Source organism: Neobacillus drentensis (assembly GCF_021560175.1).
Taxonomy (GTDB): Bacteria; Bacillota; Bacilli; order Bacillales; family Cytobacillaceae; genus Neobacillus; species Neobacillus drentensis_A.
Genome location: NZ_CP091110.1, coordinates 4391483 through 4410324, shown reverse-complemented (window position 1 = coordinate 4410324; position 18842 = coordinate 4391483). Strand labels below are relative to the sequence as shown.

23 protein-coding genes are annotated in these 18842 nt (G+C 38.1%); 20 read left to right on the top strand and 3 right to left on the bottom strand.

Annotated elements, in window-relative coordinates; translation table 11 throughout:
* Positions 1-55 precede the first annotated feature (55 nt).
* The 10 genes from L1999_RS20925 to lysA all read left to right on the top strand — a co-directional run bounded on the left by L1999_RS20925 (position 56) and on the right by lysA (position 9122).
* Complete coding sequence (locus L1999_RS20925) at positions 56-1360, top strand: pyrimidine-nucleoside phosphorylase (protein WP_235740336.1); 1305 nt, start codon at positions 56-58, stop codon at positions 1358-1360.
* 148 nt (positions 1361-1508) lie between these two features.
* A complete protein-coding gene (locus L1999_RS20920) occupies positions 1509-2681 on the top strand; it encodes a D-alanyl-D-alanine carboxypeptidase family protein (protein ID WP_235740335.1) in 1173 nt (390 codons plus the stop codon).
* Between the two features lie 159 nt (positions 2682-2840).
* On the top strand, positions 2841-3191 hold the full coding sequence (gene spoIIAA / locus L1999_RS20915) for an anti-sigma F factor antagonist (RefSeq protein WP_235740334.1): 351 nt from the start codon (positions 2841-2843) through the stop codon (positions 3189-3191).
* The gene (gene spoIIAB, locus L1999_RS20910; RefSeq protein ID WP_235740333.1) at positions 3192-3632 is read left to right on the top strand and encodes an anti-sigma F factor; all 441 of its coding nucleotides are present in this window, start codon (positions 3192-3194) and stop codon (positions 3630-3632) included.
* 12 nt (positions 3633-3644) lie between these two features.
* A complete protein-coding gene (gene sigF / locus L1999_RS20905) occupies positions 3645-4403 on the top strand; it encodes an RNA polymerase sporulation sigma factor SigF (protein ID WP_235740332.1) in 759 nt (252 codons plus the stop codon).
* A gap of 88 nt (positions 4404-4491) precedes the next feature.
* Positions 4492-5112 (top strand): stage V sporulation protein AA, encoded by a 621-nt coding sequence (locus L1999_RS20900; RefSeq protein WP_235740331.1) that lies wholly within the window; start codon positions 4492-4494, stop codon positions 5110-5112.
* Complete coding sequence (locus L1999_RS20895) at positions 5102-5524, top strand: stage V sporulation protein AB (protein WP_235740330.1); 423 nt, start codon at positions 5102-5104, stop codon at positions 5522-5524. Before L1999_RS20900 ends, L1999_RS20895 begins: the two co-directional genes overlap by 11 nt.
* Before the next feature lie 76 nt (positions 5525-5600).
* Entirely contained in the window at positions 5601-6179 is a 579-nt protein-coding gene (locus tag L1999_RS20890) for a stage V sporulation protein SpoVABEA (RefSeq protein ID WP_235740329.1), read from the top strand.
* Positions 6163-7653 (top strand): spore germination protein, encoded by a 1491-nt coding sequence (locus L1999_RS20885; RefSeq protein ID WP_235740328.1) that lies wholly within the window; start codon positions 6163-6165, stop codon positions 7651-7653. Before L1999_RS20890 ends, L1999_RS20885 begins: the two co-directional genes overlap by 17 nt.
* A gap of 164 nt (positions 7654-7817) precedes the next feature.
* Complete coding sequence (gene lysA, locus L1999_RS20880; protein WP_235740327.1) at positions 7818-9122, top strand: diaminopimelate decarboxylase; 1305 nt, start codon at positions 7818-7820, stop codon at positions 9120-9122.
* Positions 9123-9202: 80 nt separating this feature from the next.
* Here the strand turns inward: lysA and L1999_RS20875 are convergent, their stop codons facing one another.
* Complete coding sequence (locus L1999_RS20875; protein ID WP_235740326.1) at positions 9203-10066, bottom strand: DUF1002 domain-containing protein; 864 nt, start codon at positions 10064-10066, stop codon at positions 9203-9205.
* A gap of 489 nt (positions 10067-10555) precedes the next feature.
* Between L1999_RS20875 and L1999_RS20870 the strand changes: the two genes are divergently transcribed.
* Positions 10556-10906, top strand: a complete 351-nt coding sequence (locus L1999_RS20870) for a GNAT family N-acetyltransferase (protein WP_235740325.1) — start codon at positions 10556-10558, stop codon at positions 10904-10906.
* Between the two features lie 21 nt (positions 10907-10927).
* Here the strand turns inward: L1999_RS20870 and L1999_RS20865 are convergent, their stop codons facing one another.
* Together L1999_RS20865 and L1999_RS20860 are read right to left on the bottom strand one after the other, a co-directional pair.
* Positions 10928-11449: a DUF309 domain-containing protein gene (locus L1999_RS20865; protein WP_235740324.1), complete on the bottom strand. Its 522-nt coding sequence runs from the start codon at positions 11447-11449 to the stop codon at positions 10928-10930.
* A 151-nt stretch (positions 11450-11600) separates the two neighbouring features.
* A complete protein-coding gene (locus L1999_RS20860; protein WP_160722190.1) occupies positions 11601-11687 on the bottom strand; it encodes a YjcZ family sporulation protein in 87 nt (28 codons plus the stop codon).
* Between the two features lie 212 nt (positions 11688-11899).
* On the opposite strand from L1999_RS20860, the gene L1999_RS20855 reads away from it, so the two are divergent.
* The 9 genes from L1999_RS20855 to rluB all read left to right on the top strand — a co-directional run bounded on the left by L1999_RS20855 (position 11900) and on the right by rluB (position 18767).
* A complete protein-coding gene (locus L1999_RS20855; RefSeq protein WP_235740323.1) occupies positions 11900-12655 on the top strand; it encodes a segregation/condensation protein A in 756 nt (251 codons plus the stop codon).
* Positions 12656-13243, top strand: coding sequence for an SMC-Scp complex subunit ScpB (gene scpB, locus L1999_RS20850; RefSeq protein WP_275677174.1), 588 nt, complete (start codon positions 12656-12658; stop codon positions 13241-13243).
* A gap of 98 nt (positions 13244-13341) precedes the next feature.
* Positions 13342-13761 carry a hypothetical protein gene (locus tag L1999_RS20845; RefSeq protein WP_235740322.1) on the top strand — a complete coding sequence of 140 codons (420 nt, stop codon included), beginning with the start codon at positions 13342-13344 and terminating at the stop codon, positions 13759-13761.
* Positions 13762-13789: 28 nt separating this feature from the next.
* Positions 13790-14278, top strand: coding sequence for a YpuI family protein (locus L1999_RS20840; RefSeq protein WP_235740321.1), 489 nt, complete (start codon positions 13790-13792; stop codon positions 14276-14278).
* Positions 14279-14398: 120 nt separating this feature from the next.
* Entirely contained in the window at positions 14399-15289 is an 891-nt protein-coding gene (locus tag L1999_RS20835; RefSeq protein ID WP_235740320.1) for a superoxide dismutase, read from the top strand.
* Between the two features lie 279 nt (positions 15290-15568).
* Entirely contained in the window at positions 15569-16714 is a 1146-nt protein-coding gene (locus L1999_RS20830; protein WP_235740319.1) for a D-alanyl-D-alanine carboxypeptidase family protein, read from the top strand.
* A complete protein-coding gene (locus L1999_RS20825) occupies positions 16707-17294 on the top strand; it encodes a nucleoside recognition domain-containing protein (RefSeq protein WP_235740318.1) in 588 nt (195 codons plus the stop codon). Before L1999_RS20830 ends, L1999_RS20825 begins: the two co-directional genes overlap by 8 nt.
* Positions 17295-17301: 7 nt before the next feature.
* The gene (locus tag L1999_RS20820) at positions 17302-17838 is read left to right on the top strand and encodes a spore maturation protein (protein WP_235744414.1); all 537 of its coding nucleotides are present in this window, start codon (positions 17302-17304) and stop codon (positions 17836-17838) included.
* A 191-nt stretch (positions 17839-18029) separates the two neighbouring features.
* A complete protein-coding gene (gene rluB, locus L1999_RS20815) occupies positions 18030-18767 on the top strand; it encodes a 23S rRNA pseudouridine(2605) synthase RluB (RefSeq protein WP_235740317.1) in 738 nt (245 codons plus the stop codon).
* Positions 18768-18842: the final 75 nt, after the last annotated feature.

Below are 18842 nucleotides of genomic sequence, written 5' to 3'. Positions count from 1 at the left end.
ACTGCCCCTTTTAAAAAGGGTACCAAAATGATCTTGAAAAATGTGGTGATATTTAATGAGAATGGTTGACTTAATTGAGAAAAAAAGAGATGGACAAGAATTATCAACAGAAGAAATAAAATTTATTATTAATGGTTACACAGATGGATCGATTCCTGATTACCAAATTAGCGCTTTAACAATGGCCATTTATTTCAAAGGTATGACAGAAAAAGAAAGAGCAGATTTAACGATGGCAATGGTTGAATCGGGGGATCAAATTGATTTATCACAAATTAAAGGGATTAAGGTCGATAAGCACTCCACGGGCGGAGTAGGTGACACCACTACTCTTGTTCTTGGCCCCCTTGTAGCTGCCGTCGGCGTACCGATAGCCAAAATGTCTGGCCGCGGGTTAGGTCACACAGGTGGAACCATAGATAAATTAGAAGCAGTTAAAGGCTTTCATGTGGAAATTGAAAATGAGGAATTTATTGATTTAGTCAATACAAATAAAATTGCTGTCATTGGACAAAGTGGAAACCTAACGCCAGCCGACAAAAAGCTATATGCCTTACGGGATGTTACCGCAACTGTTGACAGTATTCCACTTATTGCAAGCTCGATTATGAGTAAAAAAATAGCCGCTGGGGCCGATGCGATTGTCCTTGATGTGAAAACAGGTGCCGGTGCATTTATGAAGACATTGGACGATTCGAGGGACTTAGCAAAAGCAATGGTGCGAATTGGAAATAATGTTGGCAGAAGGACAATGGCTGTAATCTCGGATATGAGCCAGCCGCTTGGATATGCAATTGGGAATGCCCTAGAAGTAAAAGAGGCAATTGATACCTTAAAAGGCGAGGGTCCAGAGGATTTAACCGAATTGTGTTTAACTCTTGGAAGTCATATGGTTTACTTGGCTGAAAAAGCCAGTTCGTTAGAAGAGGCCCGCCACAAGCTCGAAAACGCTATTAAAGACGGTTCCGCACTAGAGAAATTTAAAGTCTTCTTGAGCTCTCAAGGTGGAGATTCCTCGATCGTGGATAACCCTTCTAACATGCCGCAGGCAAAATATACGTTTGAACTTGAAGCTAAAGAAGATGGCTATGTAGCGGAAATTGTAGCCGATGAAGTGGGGACGGCAGCTATGATCCTCGGTGCAGGAAGAGCGACTAAAGAATCTACGATTGATCTAGCAGTTGGTCTAGTCTTACGAAAGAAAATCGGCGACCAAGTGAAAAAAGGGGACTCACTCGTTACTATTTACAGCAACTTTGAAAAGGTAGACGAAGTTAAACAAAAGCTTTACGAAAATATTAAGATTACTGCCGAAAAGATAGAAGCTCCAATCCTTATTCATGGAGAAATAACAGAATAAAAATAGACAGGGTGACAGGCACCATTTATGGTGCCTGTCACCCTTTTTGATTTCATTACCTTATTTAATTAGGAAATATAGGAAATAATTGTATAAAGAAAAACAATTTGGAAAAAATGGATACTATAAAGAATGGAGGGTTATGCGAATGAAACGATTTGTCTCTTTCATAGTGACATCTTTTTTACTAACAAGTTTATGGATTCCATCTGCATTTGCTGCTGAAGAGAAAAAGAATACTGATATTGTCAGCAATGTTAAATCCGCTATTTTAATTGAACGAGATACAGGCACAGTCTTATATGAAAAGAATAGTAACCAAGAGCTGCCGCCTGCGAGTATGACAAAAATCATGACGATGCTCCTCATTATGGAGGCAATAGACGAAGGAAAACTGTCTTGGAATGAAAAAGTAAGAGCAAGTGAGTATGCAGCTTCAATGGGAGGTTCGCAGATTTTTCTTGAACCAGGTGAAGCCATGACAACAAAGGAAATGTTAAGAGGCATTGCGATCGGTTCAGGAAATGATGCGTCCGTTGCAATGGCCGAAAGGATAGCTGGCTCTGAAGATGCGTTTGTAGATATGATGAACGCAAAAGCCAAAGAGCTGGGATTAAAGCATACATTCTTTAAAAATACAACTGGCCTCCCTGTCAGCGGACACTATAGTACCGCGGCTGATATGGCTATTATGGCAAAAGAACTGCTTAAATATGAAGATATCACAAAATTTACAGGTATGTACGAAGCTTATCTTCGTGAAAATACCGATAAAAAATTTTGGTTGGTAAATACAAATAAATTGGTCCGTTTTTATCCTGGAGTAGATGGATTAAAAACAGGTTTTACCGCAGAGGCAAAGTATTGCTTAACAGCGACGGCCCAAAAAGATGGTATGCGTGTCATTGCGGTTGTATTTGGTGCACCAACCTCTAAGGAAAGAAATGCACAAGTAACAAAATTGCTAAACTATGCCTTTGCCCAATATCAAACACATCCAATGTTTAAAAGAAGTCAAACGATAGGTATGGTTAAAGTAAGCAAGGGCAAGGAAAAGAAAGTGGAAGCAGTAACAAGTGAACCGATTTCCATCCTGACGAAAAAGGGTGAAAAAACCCAGGATGTTAAGCAAAAAGTCATTCTGCAAAAAAATCTAAAGGCTCCAATCACCAAAGGCGATAAGGTTGGAACCATTAAGTTAACTAAGAATGGTAAAGTCATTCTGGAAAGTCCATTAGTAGCTAGTAAGAGTGTGAAGGAAGCAGGATGGTGGACGCTTTATAAACGTGCATTTGGAATGTTTACAAAGTCCGGAAAATAATGCATTTCCTAAGATGAAAAAATGGTTTAACAGCATTGTCGAAACTTCAAACTACAATTCTAATTTTAGCGAAATAGGACTAGTTTTGTAGGTAGAGAAGGATATTTTCGATAAAAAAGCGAATTGACTCACTATACCAGATTAAGGAGGACGGAAATAGTGAGTCTTAACATTGATATGGAAACCAAACACGATGTTTTATGCATTCGCTTAAGTGGGGAGTTAGATCATCACACAGCGGATGACCTTCGTGAACAAGCCACAACTGTTATTGAAAAAAATAATATTCGCCATATTGTTTTAAATTTAGAACAACTCTCCTTTATGGATAGTTCAGGATTAGGAGTTATTTTAGGGAGATATAAACAAATAAAGCAAGTGCACGGTGAAATGGTGGTATGTGCGATTTCCCCTGCAATACAAAGATTATTCGATATGTCTGGTTTATTCAAAATCATCAAAATGGAACCGACTGAGGAATTTGCATTGCAAAGATTGGGGGTGGCCTGAGTGAAGAATGAAATGAATCTTCAATTCAGTGCTTTAAGTCAAAATGAATCGTTTGCCCGTGTAACCGTCGCCGCTTTTATTGCCCAGCTTGATCCAACAATGGATGAGTTAACGGAGATTAAAACGGTCGTATCAGAGGCTGTAACAAATGCTATTATTCATGGCTATGAAAATGATCCAAGCGGGATCGTTTATATTCAGGTAACGATTGAGGACAGTCTAATTGATATGACAATTAAAGATGTTGGTTTAGGTATAGCAGATGTGGAGGAAGCTCGTCAGCCATTATTTACAACAAAGCCGGACTTGGAACGTTCCGGTATGGGATTCACCATCATGGAAAATTTCATGGATGAGGTAGAGGTTCATTCACAGCCAGGCAGCGGAACCGAGGTTAGATTAAGGAAGCATTTAAAACTTAACAAAATGCTTTGCAATTAAGGAGACTTGCCGATGGATGTGGAGGTCAAGAACGATAAAAGTCAACCATATTTAAAGGATCATGAAGTAAAAGAGCTCATTAAAAGGAGCCAAGCTGGTGATCAAGAATCTAGAGATTTAATTGTTGAAAAGAATATGCGGCTTGTTTGGTCTGTTGTCCAGCGCTTTCTAAACAGGGGGTATGACCCGGATGACTTATTCCAAATTGGTTGTATTGGATTATTAAAATCTGTTGATAAATTTGATCTTTCCTACGATGTCAAATTTTCCACTTATGCAGTACCAATGATTATTGGTGAAATCCAACGGTTTATCCGTGATGACGGGACGGTAAAGGTGAGCCGGTCATTGAAAGAAATGGGGAATAGAATTCGAAAAGCGAAGGATGAATTATCAAAAACGCTTGGAAGAATTCCGACTGTGAACGAGATTTCAGCTCATTTGGAATTATCTCCTGAGGATGTAATCCTTGCCCAAGAAGCAAGCAGGACACCATCTTCTATTCATGAGACTGTATATGAAAATGACGGCGATCCAATCACCTTACTGGACCAAATTGATGACGGTAATGAAGGGAAATGGTTTGATAAAATAGCATTAAAAGAAGCAATTCGTGAACTTGATGAGCGAGAAAGACTGATTGTTTATTTGCGATACTATAAAGATCAAACCCAATCTGAAGTGGCCGTTAGGCTGGGAATATCCCAGGTACAGGTTTCTCGGCTTGAAAAAAAGATATTACAGCAAATGAAGGACCGCATGGATCTCTGATCCATGCGGTTTTTCATTTACTTACATGAAAGTATTGAATATTATCCATACTATTGATGAGGAAATTAATGTGTGGGAAGTGAATGTTTTGGAAAAAACAATCTACATCCGCATGCGGCATCGTGTCCATGTCCGGCCAGAAGAAAAGATTTATTTAAAGGATGTTGCCCAGATCATTGCCCCAGAAGTGATTTTAATGAAATTACAATCAATGATAATTTATCAAGTAACAGAGATGGATCGAAATATCATCGTCATAGATGTGATGGAGGTTATCAAGAAGATAACCTCCATCATTGAGGAAGCCGAAGTTCAATCCATCGGTCCGGCTCAAACCATCGTTGAAGTGGTTTTTAAGAAAAAAGAGGTCTCTTTACCTATTTTTCTCCTCATTTGGTTTTTATTATTTTTTGGTTCAGCAATGACCATTATGAATTTTCATGATGATGTAAGTATGCAAAGCGTTCAGGAAAAGATATATACCATCATTACCGAAAAAAAGGCAGTAAAACCATTGCTCTTCCAAATCCCCTATTCGATTGGTCTTGGGCTTGGAATGATTCTTTTTTTCAATCATGTGTTTAAACACCGTTTAAATGAAGAACCTAGTCCACTTGAAGTAGAAATTTTTAATTATCAGCTTGATTTAGATAATTATGTGGTTATCCATGAAAATAAGGAAAGTATGAAGCAAATTGATGACGATTAAAATCCTGTCGGTAATCTTTATAGGTCTGGCAAGTGGATTGATGGTAGGCGCTGGTTTTGTGGCATTTTTAACTGTACTGGGGATTATCCCTAGATTGACACAGCTTTCAAAATCCATGAAAATGATTCATTTATACGAATGGGCAGTTGTGTTGGGAGTACTAGCTGGAGTGTTCGCAAGCTTAAGAGACCCGGCATTACATATCTCTGTCTATTTTTTAATCCCCTTAGGACTTACTGGGGGGGTATTTGTTGGAATGCTGGCCGCAGGGTTAACAGAGGTCGTAAATGTGTTTCCCATTCTCACAAAAAGAATCCGGCTAGATGGACAAATTATCATTCTAATCATGGCGATTGTGTTAGGGAAAATTTTTGGGTCGATTTTTCAGTGGCTATATTTTATAAAACAATAAAAAATAAAAAAACGGCCTTGAACAACCCAAATATGTAAGACAACATTACTCTTTAATTAGGAAGGGACATCAAAGTATGAGTATTCGGAGGCACGTCATTTTAATTACTGACGGTGATGAATATGCAAAAAGGGCTGTTGAACATGTAGCCCAAGAGATTGGTGGGCGTTGTATTACCAGTTCCTATGGAAATCCTTCCAAATTATCAGGACCAGAAATCGTGAAGTTAATAAAAAAAACACCTTATGACCCAGTATTAGTGATGTTTGATGATAGCGGTATCGTGGGGGAAGGTGCGGGCGAATCGGCTTTGAAATATGTTGCCACACATGAGGATATAGAAGTTTTAGGAGCCATAGCAGTTGCGGCAAGATCAAGGCATGAGGAATGGACAAGGGTAGATGTTAGTATTGATCGTGATGGAATCTTAACCCCCTATGGTGTCGACAAATATGGAATACAAGAGCTTGAACTAGGGAGGATTAACGGAGATACAGTATATTGTCTTGATGAATTAGATATCCCTATTATTGTTGGAGTTGGTGATATTGGAAAAATGGCCCGGCATGATTCATATAAATTGGGTGCTCCCATCACCAAAAAGGCAGTAGAACTTATACTTGAAAGGAGTGGCTTTCATGTCAAGGAGCAATGAGCAAAAATGGCCAATCCCTGAATCCGTAAATGAGATTGAAAACTATATGAAACAAAGAGTAGGGCTTGGCATCAGCTTTGACTTAGGGGTTAGAAAGCTGAACATCCTCAAGAAAGATGTACAAATATACTATTGTAATGGTCTTTGTGATACCCGTTATATCATTGAACTAATAGAAGAATTAGTCCAGCTAAACGACCATGAAAAACAATCGGCTGATATTTATAAACTTATATATAATCGCCTTCTCAATCAATCCGTACAGCCGATTCATAAATTAGATGAACTCGTGGATTTAGTCCTTTCCGGTCAGATTGTCGTCGTTATTGAAGGTGAAAATACGGCATTAGCCGTTGATGTCCGAAGTTATCCAGGGCGGACTCCTCAAGAACCAGACACGGAGAAGGTTGTTCGGGGTTCACGTGATGGATTTGTTGAAAATATCATCTTAAATACAGCGCTAACGAGACGGAGAATTCGGGATGAACGCCTGCGTTTTGAAATGATTAAAGTAGGCGAGAGGTCAAAAACGGATGTGGCACTAGGCTATTTAGAAGATGTCGCAGATGCTGATTTATTAAATATTTTAAGAAAAGAAATAAAAGCGATTCAAGTAGACGGGATTCCAATGGGAGATAAAACGATTGAGGAATTCATAGTAAAACAAGGATGGAATCCTTTTCCAATGGTTAGATATACTGAAAGAGCAGATGTTGCTGCAGCCCATATATTAGAAGGTCATGTCATTATTTACTGTGATACATCACCTAGTGTCATTATTACTCCAGCAACTTATTTTCATCATGTTCAGCACGCAGAAGAATTTCGTGAATCCCCGGCAATGGGAACCTTTGTTAGATGGACAAGATTTTTAGGCATTTTAGCTTCCATCATATTACTGCCACTTTGGTTACTATTTGTGTTGGAACCGTCACTATTACCTGAAAATATAGCGTTTATTGGACCGAATAAACAAACCAATATTCCGGTAGTTGTTCAATTGCTATTAGCTGATTTTGGGATTGAATTTTTAAGAATGGCCGCTATACATACTCCAACCCCGTTATCAACAGCAATGGGTTTAATTGCCGCTGTTTTGATTGGTCAGATTGCGATTGATGTAGGACTATTTGTTCCCGAAGTCATCCTTTATGTTGCAGTAGCCGGAATTGGTACTTTTACAACCCCAAGTTATGAATTAGGTGTAGCGAATAAGATTGGCAGAATGATACTTATGATTTTGGTAGCGATGTTCCATACACCAGGATTGGTGATTGGAAGTACGGTTATGTTTTTATTTGCTGTCAATATGCGTGCGTTTAACACACCATACTTTTGGCCTTTTCTTCCTTTTGAGCCCAAAGGATTTATGCAAATTCTCGTTCGTCGTGCCATTCCAGGCTCGATGCTAAGACCAAGTATTGTTCGGCCGCGAAATCGTTATAGGCAGCCGCCAGGTGCAAATAAGAAATAATCGTTTTTGTAATTGCAGTTTTATATAAGTTGTGCTAAATTTATTTTATTTAACTAAAGGGTTAAAATAGTCAAAAAATAGGCATTATCTTTTTGTAGATTCTGTCTATTTATTTGAAGATTGTCCATAGACTATAGTAGCGCAGGCGGAGAGAGGGAGAGGGAATGTATTTTTACGGTTCAACAGGTGTAAATAAGAACGGAAATCTAGAAATAGGCGGAGTTGATGCCGTTGAGTTAACACGGCAATATGGGACTCCTCTGTATGTATATGATGTAGCCTTAATGAGAGAAAGAGCACGGGGGTTTAAGCAAACATTTGATGATTTAAATGTAGTTGCCCAGGTAGCGTATGCTAGCAAAGCTTTTTCAACCGTCGCCATGATTCAGTTGGCTGAGGAAGAGGGATTATCTCTGGATGTAGTATCTGGAGGGGAGTTATATACGGCTATCGTTGCTGGTTTCCCTGTGGAAAGAATTCATTTTCATGGTAATAATAAAAGCAGAGAAGAGTTGGAGATGGCATTAGACCATAAAATTGGCTGTATTGTCGTTGATAATTTTTTTGAACTCAATCTGTTAAAAGAACTGTGCCGGGAAAAAAATGCCACTGTGAATATTCTTTTAAGGGTTACACCTGGCATTGAAGCACATACACATGATTATATCTTAACCGGTCAAGAAGATTCAAAATTTGGCTTTGACCTTCAAAACGGACAGGCAGAAGAGGCAGTAAAAATGGCAATGGATGATAACTACTTTCATGTTCTAGGTCTGCATTGCCATATTGGGTCGCAGATATTTGAAACTACCGGTTTCTTATTGGCAGCTAAAAAAATAGTTGAAAAGCTAGAACAGTGGAAAAATGAATTTTCATTTGAAGCTAAAGTGCTAAACTTAGGCGGCGGCTTCGGGATTCGTTATACAAAGGAAGATGAACCGATTCTTCCCTCACAGTATGTTCGTGAAATCATTACCGAAGTAAAACATTTGACGGAGCAGCATTCCCTTAAAATGCCAGAAATATGGATTGAGCCAGGGCGCTCACTTGTTGGGGATGCTGGTATTACCTTATATCAGGTTGGTTCATCAAAGGATGTTCCAGGTGTTAGAAAATATTTGGCTGTTGATGGGGGTATGAGTGATAACATCCGCCCGGCCCTTTATCAAGCAAAATATGAAGCTGTGCTCGCTAATAAACCATTAGCTAAGGCAAATCAAACCGTCTCAATTGCTGGAAAATGCTGTGAATCAGGTGACATGTTAATATGGGATCTTCCGCTGCCCGAAGCTGGGGAAGAAGATATACTCGCAGTATTTTGTACAGGGGCATACGGCTATTCAATGGCTAACAACTATAACCGGATTCCTCGCCCCGCGGTGGTGTTCGCAGAAAACGGAAGAGCCACACTTGTAGTGAAAAGAGAAACCTATGAGGACTTAGTCCGATTGGATTTACCATTAAAATAAGCACGAAAGTACCTGTTGTTAATACTAGAACATTAGAAAAGCTGCCGCAATTTTTGCGGCAGCTTTTCATAATTGAAAATTTATGAAAAAAGTGATTTTATTGCATCAATTAACCAGATGAAAAATTGTTTAAGCTTCTCTAAAAAGCCTTGTCCCTCATCAGACTGCAGAAATTTAGAAATTTGATCTTTAGCTTTATTAAGCTGATCACTTACTTGGTTCCAGTTAATATTTAAATCAATCAGCTTGTTAAAAAAGTCCATTAACTTGTTCATTTCAGCTTCTGATAAAGCCACATTTAAATCTTTAGCAGCTTGTTCAATGATGCTTCGTAATTCTGCGTCATTTTTCGGCTTATTCTTGGCAATTTCCTCTTTTACTTTTGCAATAAGTGCAGCGGCATTCTTATCTCCAATAGAGTCGCCTAGTTTTGCTGTTTCCACCATTTCTTCATTCGCAGCCTGTTTTACATCTTCTGGAATTGTTTTATCTGCAGAAATTTCATAGGCCTTAATAATTCCTGTTAAAGCGGCTGTTCCTGATACAGAAATAGGGGCAGTTATATAGATGTTGGCATCTTTAACCCCAGCTGTAATCAGGGCATTGACATACATCTCATCCGTAACCCAGTTGATATTCTTTGTTTTAACCTTAATCCCCGCACCCTTAGAGGAAATAGTTATAGCAGATGAGGAAATGGCCTTGGTGCCAATAAGAGATTTCGCAATGTATTTTCCTAAATATTGATGTTCTTCTTGATTTGTAACAGTAACAATTTGTACATCTGCAGGTGCGCCCATCTCTTCTAATAAATTACTTTTTTGCTCTTCTGTTAAATTTTCTCCTAGAGTAACAATCATATCCCCTTCAGCCATATCAGCCAAACTATGGGTAGGATAAAGGCTAATTAGTGATACGAGCAGAAGAATGAGAAATCTTTTCATTTTATGCCTCCTTGAAATTTTAAGCAGATCTTAAAATAAATATAAAATCTCTTTTACTAATATAACTGAAAGCTCAAATATAAACGAATTTTTTATCTGGGAGTTTCATAGTTTGAAACTTTCGTGTACATTCAAGAACACTAAAAAGAGAGAATAGATTATTTTTGTTATATAGTGTAGAATGATGGCAGGATAGAATGCTTTTGGAGGAACTTTCTATTATGAAAAGTAACTGGTTATTATTTGGTATCCTTATTGGTCTCTCTGTAATCTGGGGATTGATTTACTGGATTTTTATTGTTCCTAGTAGATAATGGATGCTACTTTTTGGAGAATGCCCATTATTTATGTATGATGATGTTTAGTGAAACACTATAAATTTAAATTACATATAATGAATAAGGGTTTATAATTTAATGATTGGGAAAAAATATACTATTGTTAAACCAGACAGAATAAGCGGTTTATTTAATATAATGAGGGATCAAAATGTTAATTCGATACAAGAAGACTTTTGAAAAGATTGCTATGGGTTTATTGTCCTTTATGCCGGATGAAAAGGACTTAAAGAAGCTTCAGCTAACCATGAAGGAATATGAAACAGAAGAGAATTGGCAGCTTTTTCTTTGGAAGGAAGAAGATATAATCGGTCTGCTCGGTGTCCTCTTTGATCATCCAGGAAATAAGATTATCATTCAACATATTTCTGTAAACCCGTCACATCGGTTTCAAGGGATAGGGAAAAAAATGGTGAGAGCGTTAAAAGAGATGTATGCAGATAAAGTAATTATTTCGAATGAGAACACGGCTCCATTTATAGAAAAATGTGATGTTTGCTAAGATATCTAAAGAGGCAACGAATTAGTCGTTGCCTTTTCTTAATCTTAGAGCTTGATTTCTTTCTTCCATAACACTAGTTCGATCACGTAAGACGTGTCGATGAACTAAATGATCATCGGCGACGTCACTGTCCATTCCCCAAACAACCCCATTCTGCTCACAATATCTCTTGCAAAGTTCCAATAGAGCTAGATCCCCTATTGGCAGGTTAAAACTACTATATCTTTGTTGATTGGTGATGATGGAAAGGCGCTCTTTTAATAAATCTTGAAGCAATGGGAAGTTAATTCCAAGTTTTATTACCAAATCGGACTGTGTCTTAAAAATCTTTATCGCTTTTTCTAATGTTCTTTTGGCCCCATTAAAGTTTTCTCTCCGGTGATGATAGGTCGATACGGCTAATAAAATAAGGCCGACCCAGATGGAGTTTTTATTTCTGCTATCGTTTTTTTTCCAATACTCTTCAAGTATCTCATGGCATTCAAAATAATCTCTGTCACCATGGAAATGAGCTAAAAATTGGATATACTCATTTGGGTACAAAAAATCACCCCTTTATAATTGTAGTGTATGTATAGTTTACCATATAGGGCTTAGCCATTTAACCGGTAAAAAAGATCCGCCAAATTGACGGATCCTTTCCTTTTAATTTCTTATTGACTAATTAAAACGTCTTGCCGGAGCTCTCGACTTCTTAGTAAACCCAGGAAGCACCAACAATAATTAACAAGATAAATAAAACGACGATTAAAGCAAAACCGGATCCAAATCCGCCATCCATATGAAAGACCTCCTTGAAAATTTATGTTCTTTTCCTTGTCATCATATGTAGAATATTTGTCCATTGTTATGGGCAAACACCCCAACTTTGTGTTTAACCATCTATAGGGTGAATTTTCTATTGGATAACAAACTTGAATCCTCTATACTAATAATAGTCAATGAGACTAATGAACAAAGATCATTTTATATTTAGAATTTTGGTGAATGAAAATGCCTTATCAGGTAAAAATTGATGCATTTGAAGGGCCGTTAGATTTACTTCTTCATCTTATTAACCGGCTCGAAATTGATATATATGACATTCCGGTAGCTGAAATTACGGAGCAATACTTACTATATATTCAAACAATGAATGAACTGCAGCTTGATGTCGCTAGTGAGTTCTTGGTTATGGCTGCGACATTGCTGGCCATTAAGAGCAAAATGCTCTTACCAAAGCATGAAGAGATTTTAGATGAAGTCGACCCGGAAATAGCCTATGGGGACGATCCTAGAGATGAGCTGGTGGAGCGCTTAATTGAATATCGAAAATTTAAAGAAGCTGCCCATGACTTGAAAGCTTTGGAGGAAGAACGTGGGCTCATGTATACCAAACCCCCAAGTGATCTTTCTGATTTTACAAAAGAGACCAAGCCTGACCGGACAGAATTAAATGTATCTTTGTATGATATGCTTGCTGCCTTTCAGAAACTTTTGCGTAGAAAAAAATTGCAGCGGCCGATGGCGACAAAGATTGCCCGTCAAGAGATTTCGATTGAAAAAAGAATGACTGAAATAATGGATGAATTACAGCAATTGCAGGGAAGGAAAAATTTCAATGACTTGTTTCCTTACCCAGGAAAAGAGCATATTGTGGTTACTTTTTTGGCCGTATTGGAATTAATCAAAAGAAATGTCATAGATGTAGACCAGAAAGAAAATTTTGGAGATATATTTGTGGAAGCTGTAAAGGAAGGGGCAAATTAGGTGGAAATGATTAATTGGAACAGCATACTAGAGAGTCTCCTATTTGCCGCCGGAGATGAGGGTCTATCCCTAAAGCAACTTGTTGAGGTACTAGAAGTAAATGAGCTGCATGCTAGTGAAATGATTGAGGATTTGCGTCAAGAGTACGATCGAGATGAGAAAAGAGGCATTATGATTGTTCAAATGGCTGGCACATTTCAGCTTGCCACTAAAAAGGAAAATGCCGCGTATTTAAAAAAATTAGTAGATTCTCCGAATACTTCTGCCTTATCACAAGCTGCTTTAGAAACATTGGCAATTATAGCTTATAAACAACCAATTACCCGTGCCGAAATTGAAGATATCCGTGGAGTGAAAACAGAGCGGCCACTCCATACCCTAATGGCTAAAGCTTTAATAAAAGAGGTTGGAAGAGCAGAAGGAACAGGACGAGCCATTCTGTATGGAACAACAAAAGAATTTCTAGACTACTTTGGATTAAAGAACTTAAAAGAACTGCCCCAATTACCTGAGAAAGTGGAGGAAGAATATATCCAGGAGGAAGCAGACTTGTTTTTTGAGAAATTTCAGGAAACAATTAACTCTTAATCAATCTTCTGATGGAATTTATGCTAAAATAAATATAAATTTAAAAGATGTTTCTTTTTTATTTATTGTGCAGCCAGTTGATAAGGAGAGGGAGTACATTGCTAATCAAAGAGTGTAAAGGGTATGAATTGGAGAAAGAAAAATCAAATACTTCAGAGGACTTTTTTAACAGAAGTGAAGTTACGTTTTTCGAAGATGGACAGGAAAAAACGCTTCATGTTTTATACGTTAGGTATTTTGATGAGCTCTTTCAAGAGTTTACTCCGTACAAGCAAGACCCTATTTTAAATCAAGGAAGCAATGAAGTTTATTTTAAGGATATTGTTGCACTTGTTTGTCTCTTGAAAAATCCAGGACTTCGCAGTCGAAAAAGATTATATATTAATTCTAAGCACGAATTTGCTTCCTATTTTCAAGATATAAATTTTGATAAATTGCCTGCAGTATTTCTTGGTATTCAGCAAAACAAAGAGTTTGATCTCAGTTCTCCACTTGAGTTCATTTTGCAATCACATTAATAAGCACAGCTAATTTAGGAGGGTAATTATGGGAAATACCTTGGTGAAAACACAACTTAATGATGTAAAGGAATTCTTAACAAAATCGATTTTCACACTTGAAGATTTTTTAAATGAAACCACCATTTCACAATTAAATGTAGAAAACGAAGAAGACCGAGTTTATATTAAATTAATCTTGGCAAACATGCGGAAGTTGGTTGTTTATAGTGAAGAGGGGTTAGAGGCATGCTCAGTTCTCTTACAAAGCGAGCCTTTTCAAAAAGCTGCCGCTGAGAAAACGCTATATAAGATTTATCATCAATGTATTGAAGAATTTTTCTCACCTAAAAATGATGCATGGTTTGAAAATAGCCGCTCGGCCTATACAGGCAGGAACTCGATTAAATTTTACCGCAATGTATCTGAAAAAATATCAGCGCTGATCAAGAGCTTAGAAAGTGACTTCCAGAGAATAAGGGAAGAACTTGAATACTATGAAACAGATTATCGAACAAAAATGATTCAATCAAAATAAAAAAATGAATCAATACCTCTAAAGACTGTTCCCCTGTGAACAGTCTTTTTTCGTTCTTATTGAGTGTGGCTCCTCATACCATTTAGAAGGATTACTTATAAGCTGAAATGAGGGAATTTGATGGGACGTTTTAGCCAATATATTAACGATTTATTTGTTTGGAATGAGCAAATGAAACAATTTCTTCAATCTGAGCAGGTCCGTCAAGACGCGGAATTATGGGATAAATTAGATGAGTTTACGGAATTAATTGAAAGTACGAATCGAGAGCTATCCAACGAGGAGCTAATCAGTCTTCAAGCAAAGGCAGAAAACATCCATCAGCAAATGGAATATTACTTTAGGAATAAACAAGAAGTCGGGAAGATTTGGATGGTGGAAAAAGCACTCCCGCCTGGTGGACATTCATTGCCGGAACTACCGTACGACTATAACGCCTTAGAACCGTATATTAATGGGGAAATCATGAAGCTGCATCATGACAAACATCACCGTTCCTATGTGGAGGGATTAAACCGAGCTGAAGTTAATTTAAAGAAAGCTAGGGAATCGAATGACTTTTCGTTGGTTAAGCATTGGTCAAGAGAGCTTTCGTTTCACGGTTCAGGCCATTATTTGCATACCATTTTTTGGAATAACATGAGTCCAAATGGCGGCGGCAATCCCCAGGGTTTACTAAAAGGAGAAATCGAGAATTATTTCGGAAGTTTTAATGCCTTCAAGCGTCAATTTTCGGAGGCAGCCAAGCAAGTAGAGGGTGTTGGCTGGGCATTACTTGTTTGGAGTCCGAGAGCAAGGCATTTAGAGGTACTTCAATCTGAACGTCATAATCTACTAACACAATGGGATACAATTCCCTTACTTGTTTTGGATGTTTGGGAGCATGCCTATTATCTACAATATCAAAACAATCGAAGTGAATATGTTGACAAGTGGTGGAATCTAGTAAACTGGCATGATGTTGAAATGAGATTTGAAAAAGCAGCCGACATAAAATGGCCGGCATTTTAATGGGGGACTCGCTCATGGGCGAGTTTTCCTTATTTAGTGTCATAACCTACCATGTCCAGCATAAACTTGTACAAATAAGAAAAGCGGAGGCGCCTTGCCCAGGGGTGACAGGCATAAGACGAGCCGGCGAGAAGGCTGTACTTTAGCCTTCTTGACGGATTGGCTTATGACCCCGAGCCCCTAGGCGCCGGAGCTAGACAATAAGAAAAGCGGAGGCGCCTTGCCTTTGGCTCTTAAGCTGGACAAGTTAACAGACATAAAGGAGACGAGGTTAATCTGATGAGACTGATTTCCAAGCTAGTTATTATAACCCTCATGATCTCACTCTTGATCGTAAACATTCCTCAAAAGGTTGGTGCTTCTACTGGTGTAAATGCTGCGAGTGCCGTATTGATTGAACAAAAATCTGGGCGGGTCTTGTTTGAAAAGGATGCACATACAAAGAGAAGAATCGCAAGTATAACAAAAATCATGACGGCTATCCTTGCGATTGAATCAGGGAAAATGAACCAATATGTAAAGGTGAGTGAACAGGCGACAAGAGCGGAAGGGTCTTCGGTTTATTTAAAACCCGGAGAAAAGATTAAACTAAATGACCTTGTCTACGGCTTAATGCTGAGGTCTGGAAACGACACGGCCGTGGCTATTGCTGAATATGTTGGCGGAAGTGTGGACGGCTTTGCCTATTTAATGAACCAGAAGGCAAGGGAAATAGGGATGTATGATACCCATTTTGCAAATCCACATGGACTAGATGATCATGAAAATCATTATTCAACAGCCTATGACATGGCAATCCTAATGCGTTATGCCATGCAAAATAAAACATTTCAAAAAATATCTGGCACAAAGGTCTATCGTGCTCCTAACCCCACAGAGGATTGGGATCGAGTATGGAAGAACAAAAATCGCCTCCTAACCAAATATAAATTTGCTACTGGTGGAAAAACAGGATACACAAAACGGGCAAAGCGAACATTGGTGACAACCGCAACAAAAGGGGATATGAACTTAATTGCTGTAACTCTAAACGATCCGGACGATTGGAATGACCATATTTCTATGTACGAAAACGGATTTAAAGATTTTGATATGGCGGAAGTGTTAACAAAGGGAAAGGTCGATATTTCCAAGAATAAACTTTATAAAGGCCATTTATTTCTCAAAAAGTCGATTGTGTACCCGGTCACGAGTAAGGAGATGGACCAATTTTCCATTAAATATAAAGTGGAAAAACCTCGAAAAAACCTGATTGCCTCCCACAATGAAGCCATCGTGGGAAAGGCTGAAGTTTATTTGAATGGCCGAGTGGTGGAAGAAGCTCCAATCTACTTCGAAAAAATTCAAAAAAAAGAGAAGAAGGGATTGCTTAACTCTATAAAAGAAATGTTTCTATCAGTGATTGGTGTGAACGTCAATGGTTAACTATATATGGGTTGCTATGACTATTATTGGTATTGTCTTTGCACTTATAAACGGAACTATGGAAGCAGTGAATAAAGCTGTTTTTGATGGAGCCAAAGAAGCTGTTATTTTATGTATCGGGTTAATCAGCGTACTTGTTTTTTGGCTTGGTATGATGCGTATCGCTGAAGAGTCAGGACTACTTCAGAAACTTACGAAACTTTTCAGACCGATGGTAAAAAGAATATTTCCTGAAGTGCCTGCTAATCACCCTGCAATGGGCTATATTTTATCTAATATGATTTCTAACATGTTTGGTTTAGGAAATGCGGCAACACCTCTTGGAATAAAGGCAATGGAAGAGCTGAAAAGACTAAATGGAGGGAAACCTGAAGCCTCTAGAAGTATGGTGACCTTTTTGGCCCTTAATACCGCCAGTATTACCATAATCCCGACAACAGTAATTGCGATAAGAATAAATTATCATTCTGGATCCCCAACAGAAATTGTGGTTCCAACCATTATCGCTACCATTCTCTCAGCTATAGGTGCTATATTGATTGACCGCTATTTTTATTATCGCCGAAGTCGAAAAGGATGATGAAGTAATGGAATTCATTTCGTATATTTCGCTAACGTTTATTCCTTTACTAATAGGAATTATATTATTATATGGAACGTATAAGCGGGTACCGACCTATGAAAGCTTTGTTGAGGGTGGAAAAGAAGGAATTAAAATTGCGGTGTCGATCATTCCTTTCTTGGTTGGGATGCTTGTAGCCATATCCATTTTCCGTGCATCAGGTGCATTGGACGCGCTAATGAATTGGTTGAGACCTTTTATGAAAACAATGGGGGTACCAGCTGAGATTGTGCCATTATTGATTATTAGACCTATTTCAGGGACTGCGGCATTAGGAATGACAAGTGATTTAATTGCAGTTTATGGTCCTGATTCATTTATTGGCCGACTTGCCTCTGTTCTTCAAGGAAGTACAGATACTACCTTCTATGTATTAACCGTTTACTTTGGTGCAGTTGGAATTAAGAAAATGGGAGATGCATTAAAGGTGGGCTTACTTGCAGATGTAGTCGGGATTATTGTGTCTATTTTAGTAGTCGCCCTCATTTTTGGTACAACCTAATAAAAGTGACCTAGGTATGTTCTGATTGGAACATGCTTTTTTTTGTGTAATTAATACCCGTTACTTTGAAAAGTGGAGAAATTGTGTCATAATTCATTAGGATAGAATAGTGATTTTTTCGTGAATCAATTGAAATAAATCTCTTTACTACTAACAATGATTGCAACAAATAGAATTTTTGAGGTGAAATAATGGAAAGATTGCAAAAGGTTATCGCTCGAGCAGGAATTGCCTCTAGGAGAAAGTCCGAGGAACTCATTAAAGAAGGCAAAGTTAAAGTAAATGGCAAAGTAGTAACAGAATTAGGCCTGAAGGTATCGCCTTCCGATCGAGTTGAGGTTAATGAAGTACAGATTGAGAAGGAAGAGCCTGTTTATTTTCTTCTGTATAAGCCAAGAGGTGTGATTTCAAGTGTAAGCGATGACAAAGGGAGAAAGGTCGTTACCGATTATTTTTCTCATTTTAAAGAAAGAATTTTTCCGGTTGGCCGGCTGGATTATGATACTTCGGGGTTATTAATCTTAACGAATGATGGTGAATTTGCTAATTTATTAATGCATCCTAAAAACGAAATCGACAAAGTTTATGTGGCTAAGACGAAAGGCATACCCTTAAGAGAAAATATAAGGAAATTAGAAAAAGGAATTCGTCTTGAGGATGGTAAAACAGCACCTGCTAAAGTGAAGCTTCTTTCTGCAGATAATAAGAAGCAAACGGCGATCATTGAAATCGCAATCCATGAAGGCAGGAATCGTCAGGTTAGAAGGATGTTTGAGGCAATCGGTAATGAAGTGATAAAATTAAAAAGAGAACGTTATGGATTTTTAACACTGGGCGGCTTAAAAGCAGGGGAAGCAAGAGAATTGACTCCCCATGAGGTGAAACAATTGAGGGCCCTTGCCATGGACCAATCGAAAAAAAATTCATAAAATCGTCACATTTAGTTTCTTGCATTAACACTATGAATTTGTTGTAAAGTGCTATAATCTTAGACGAATGTGTTG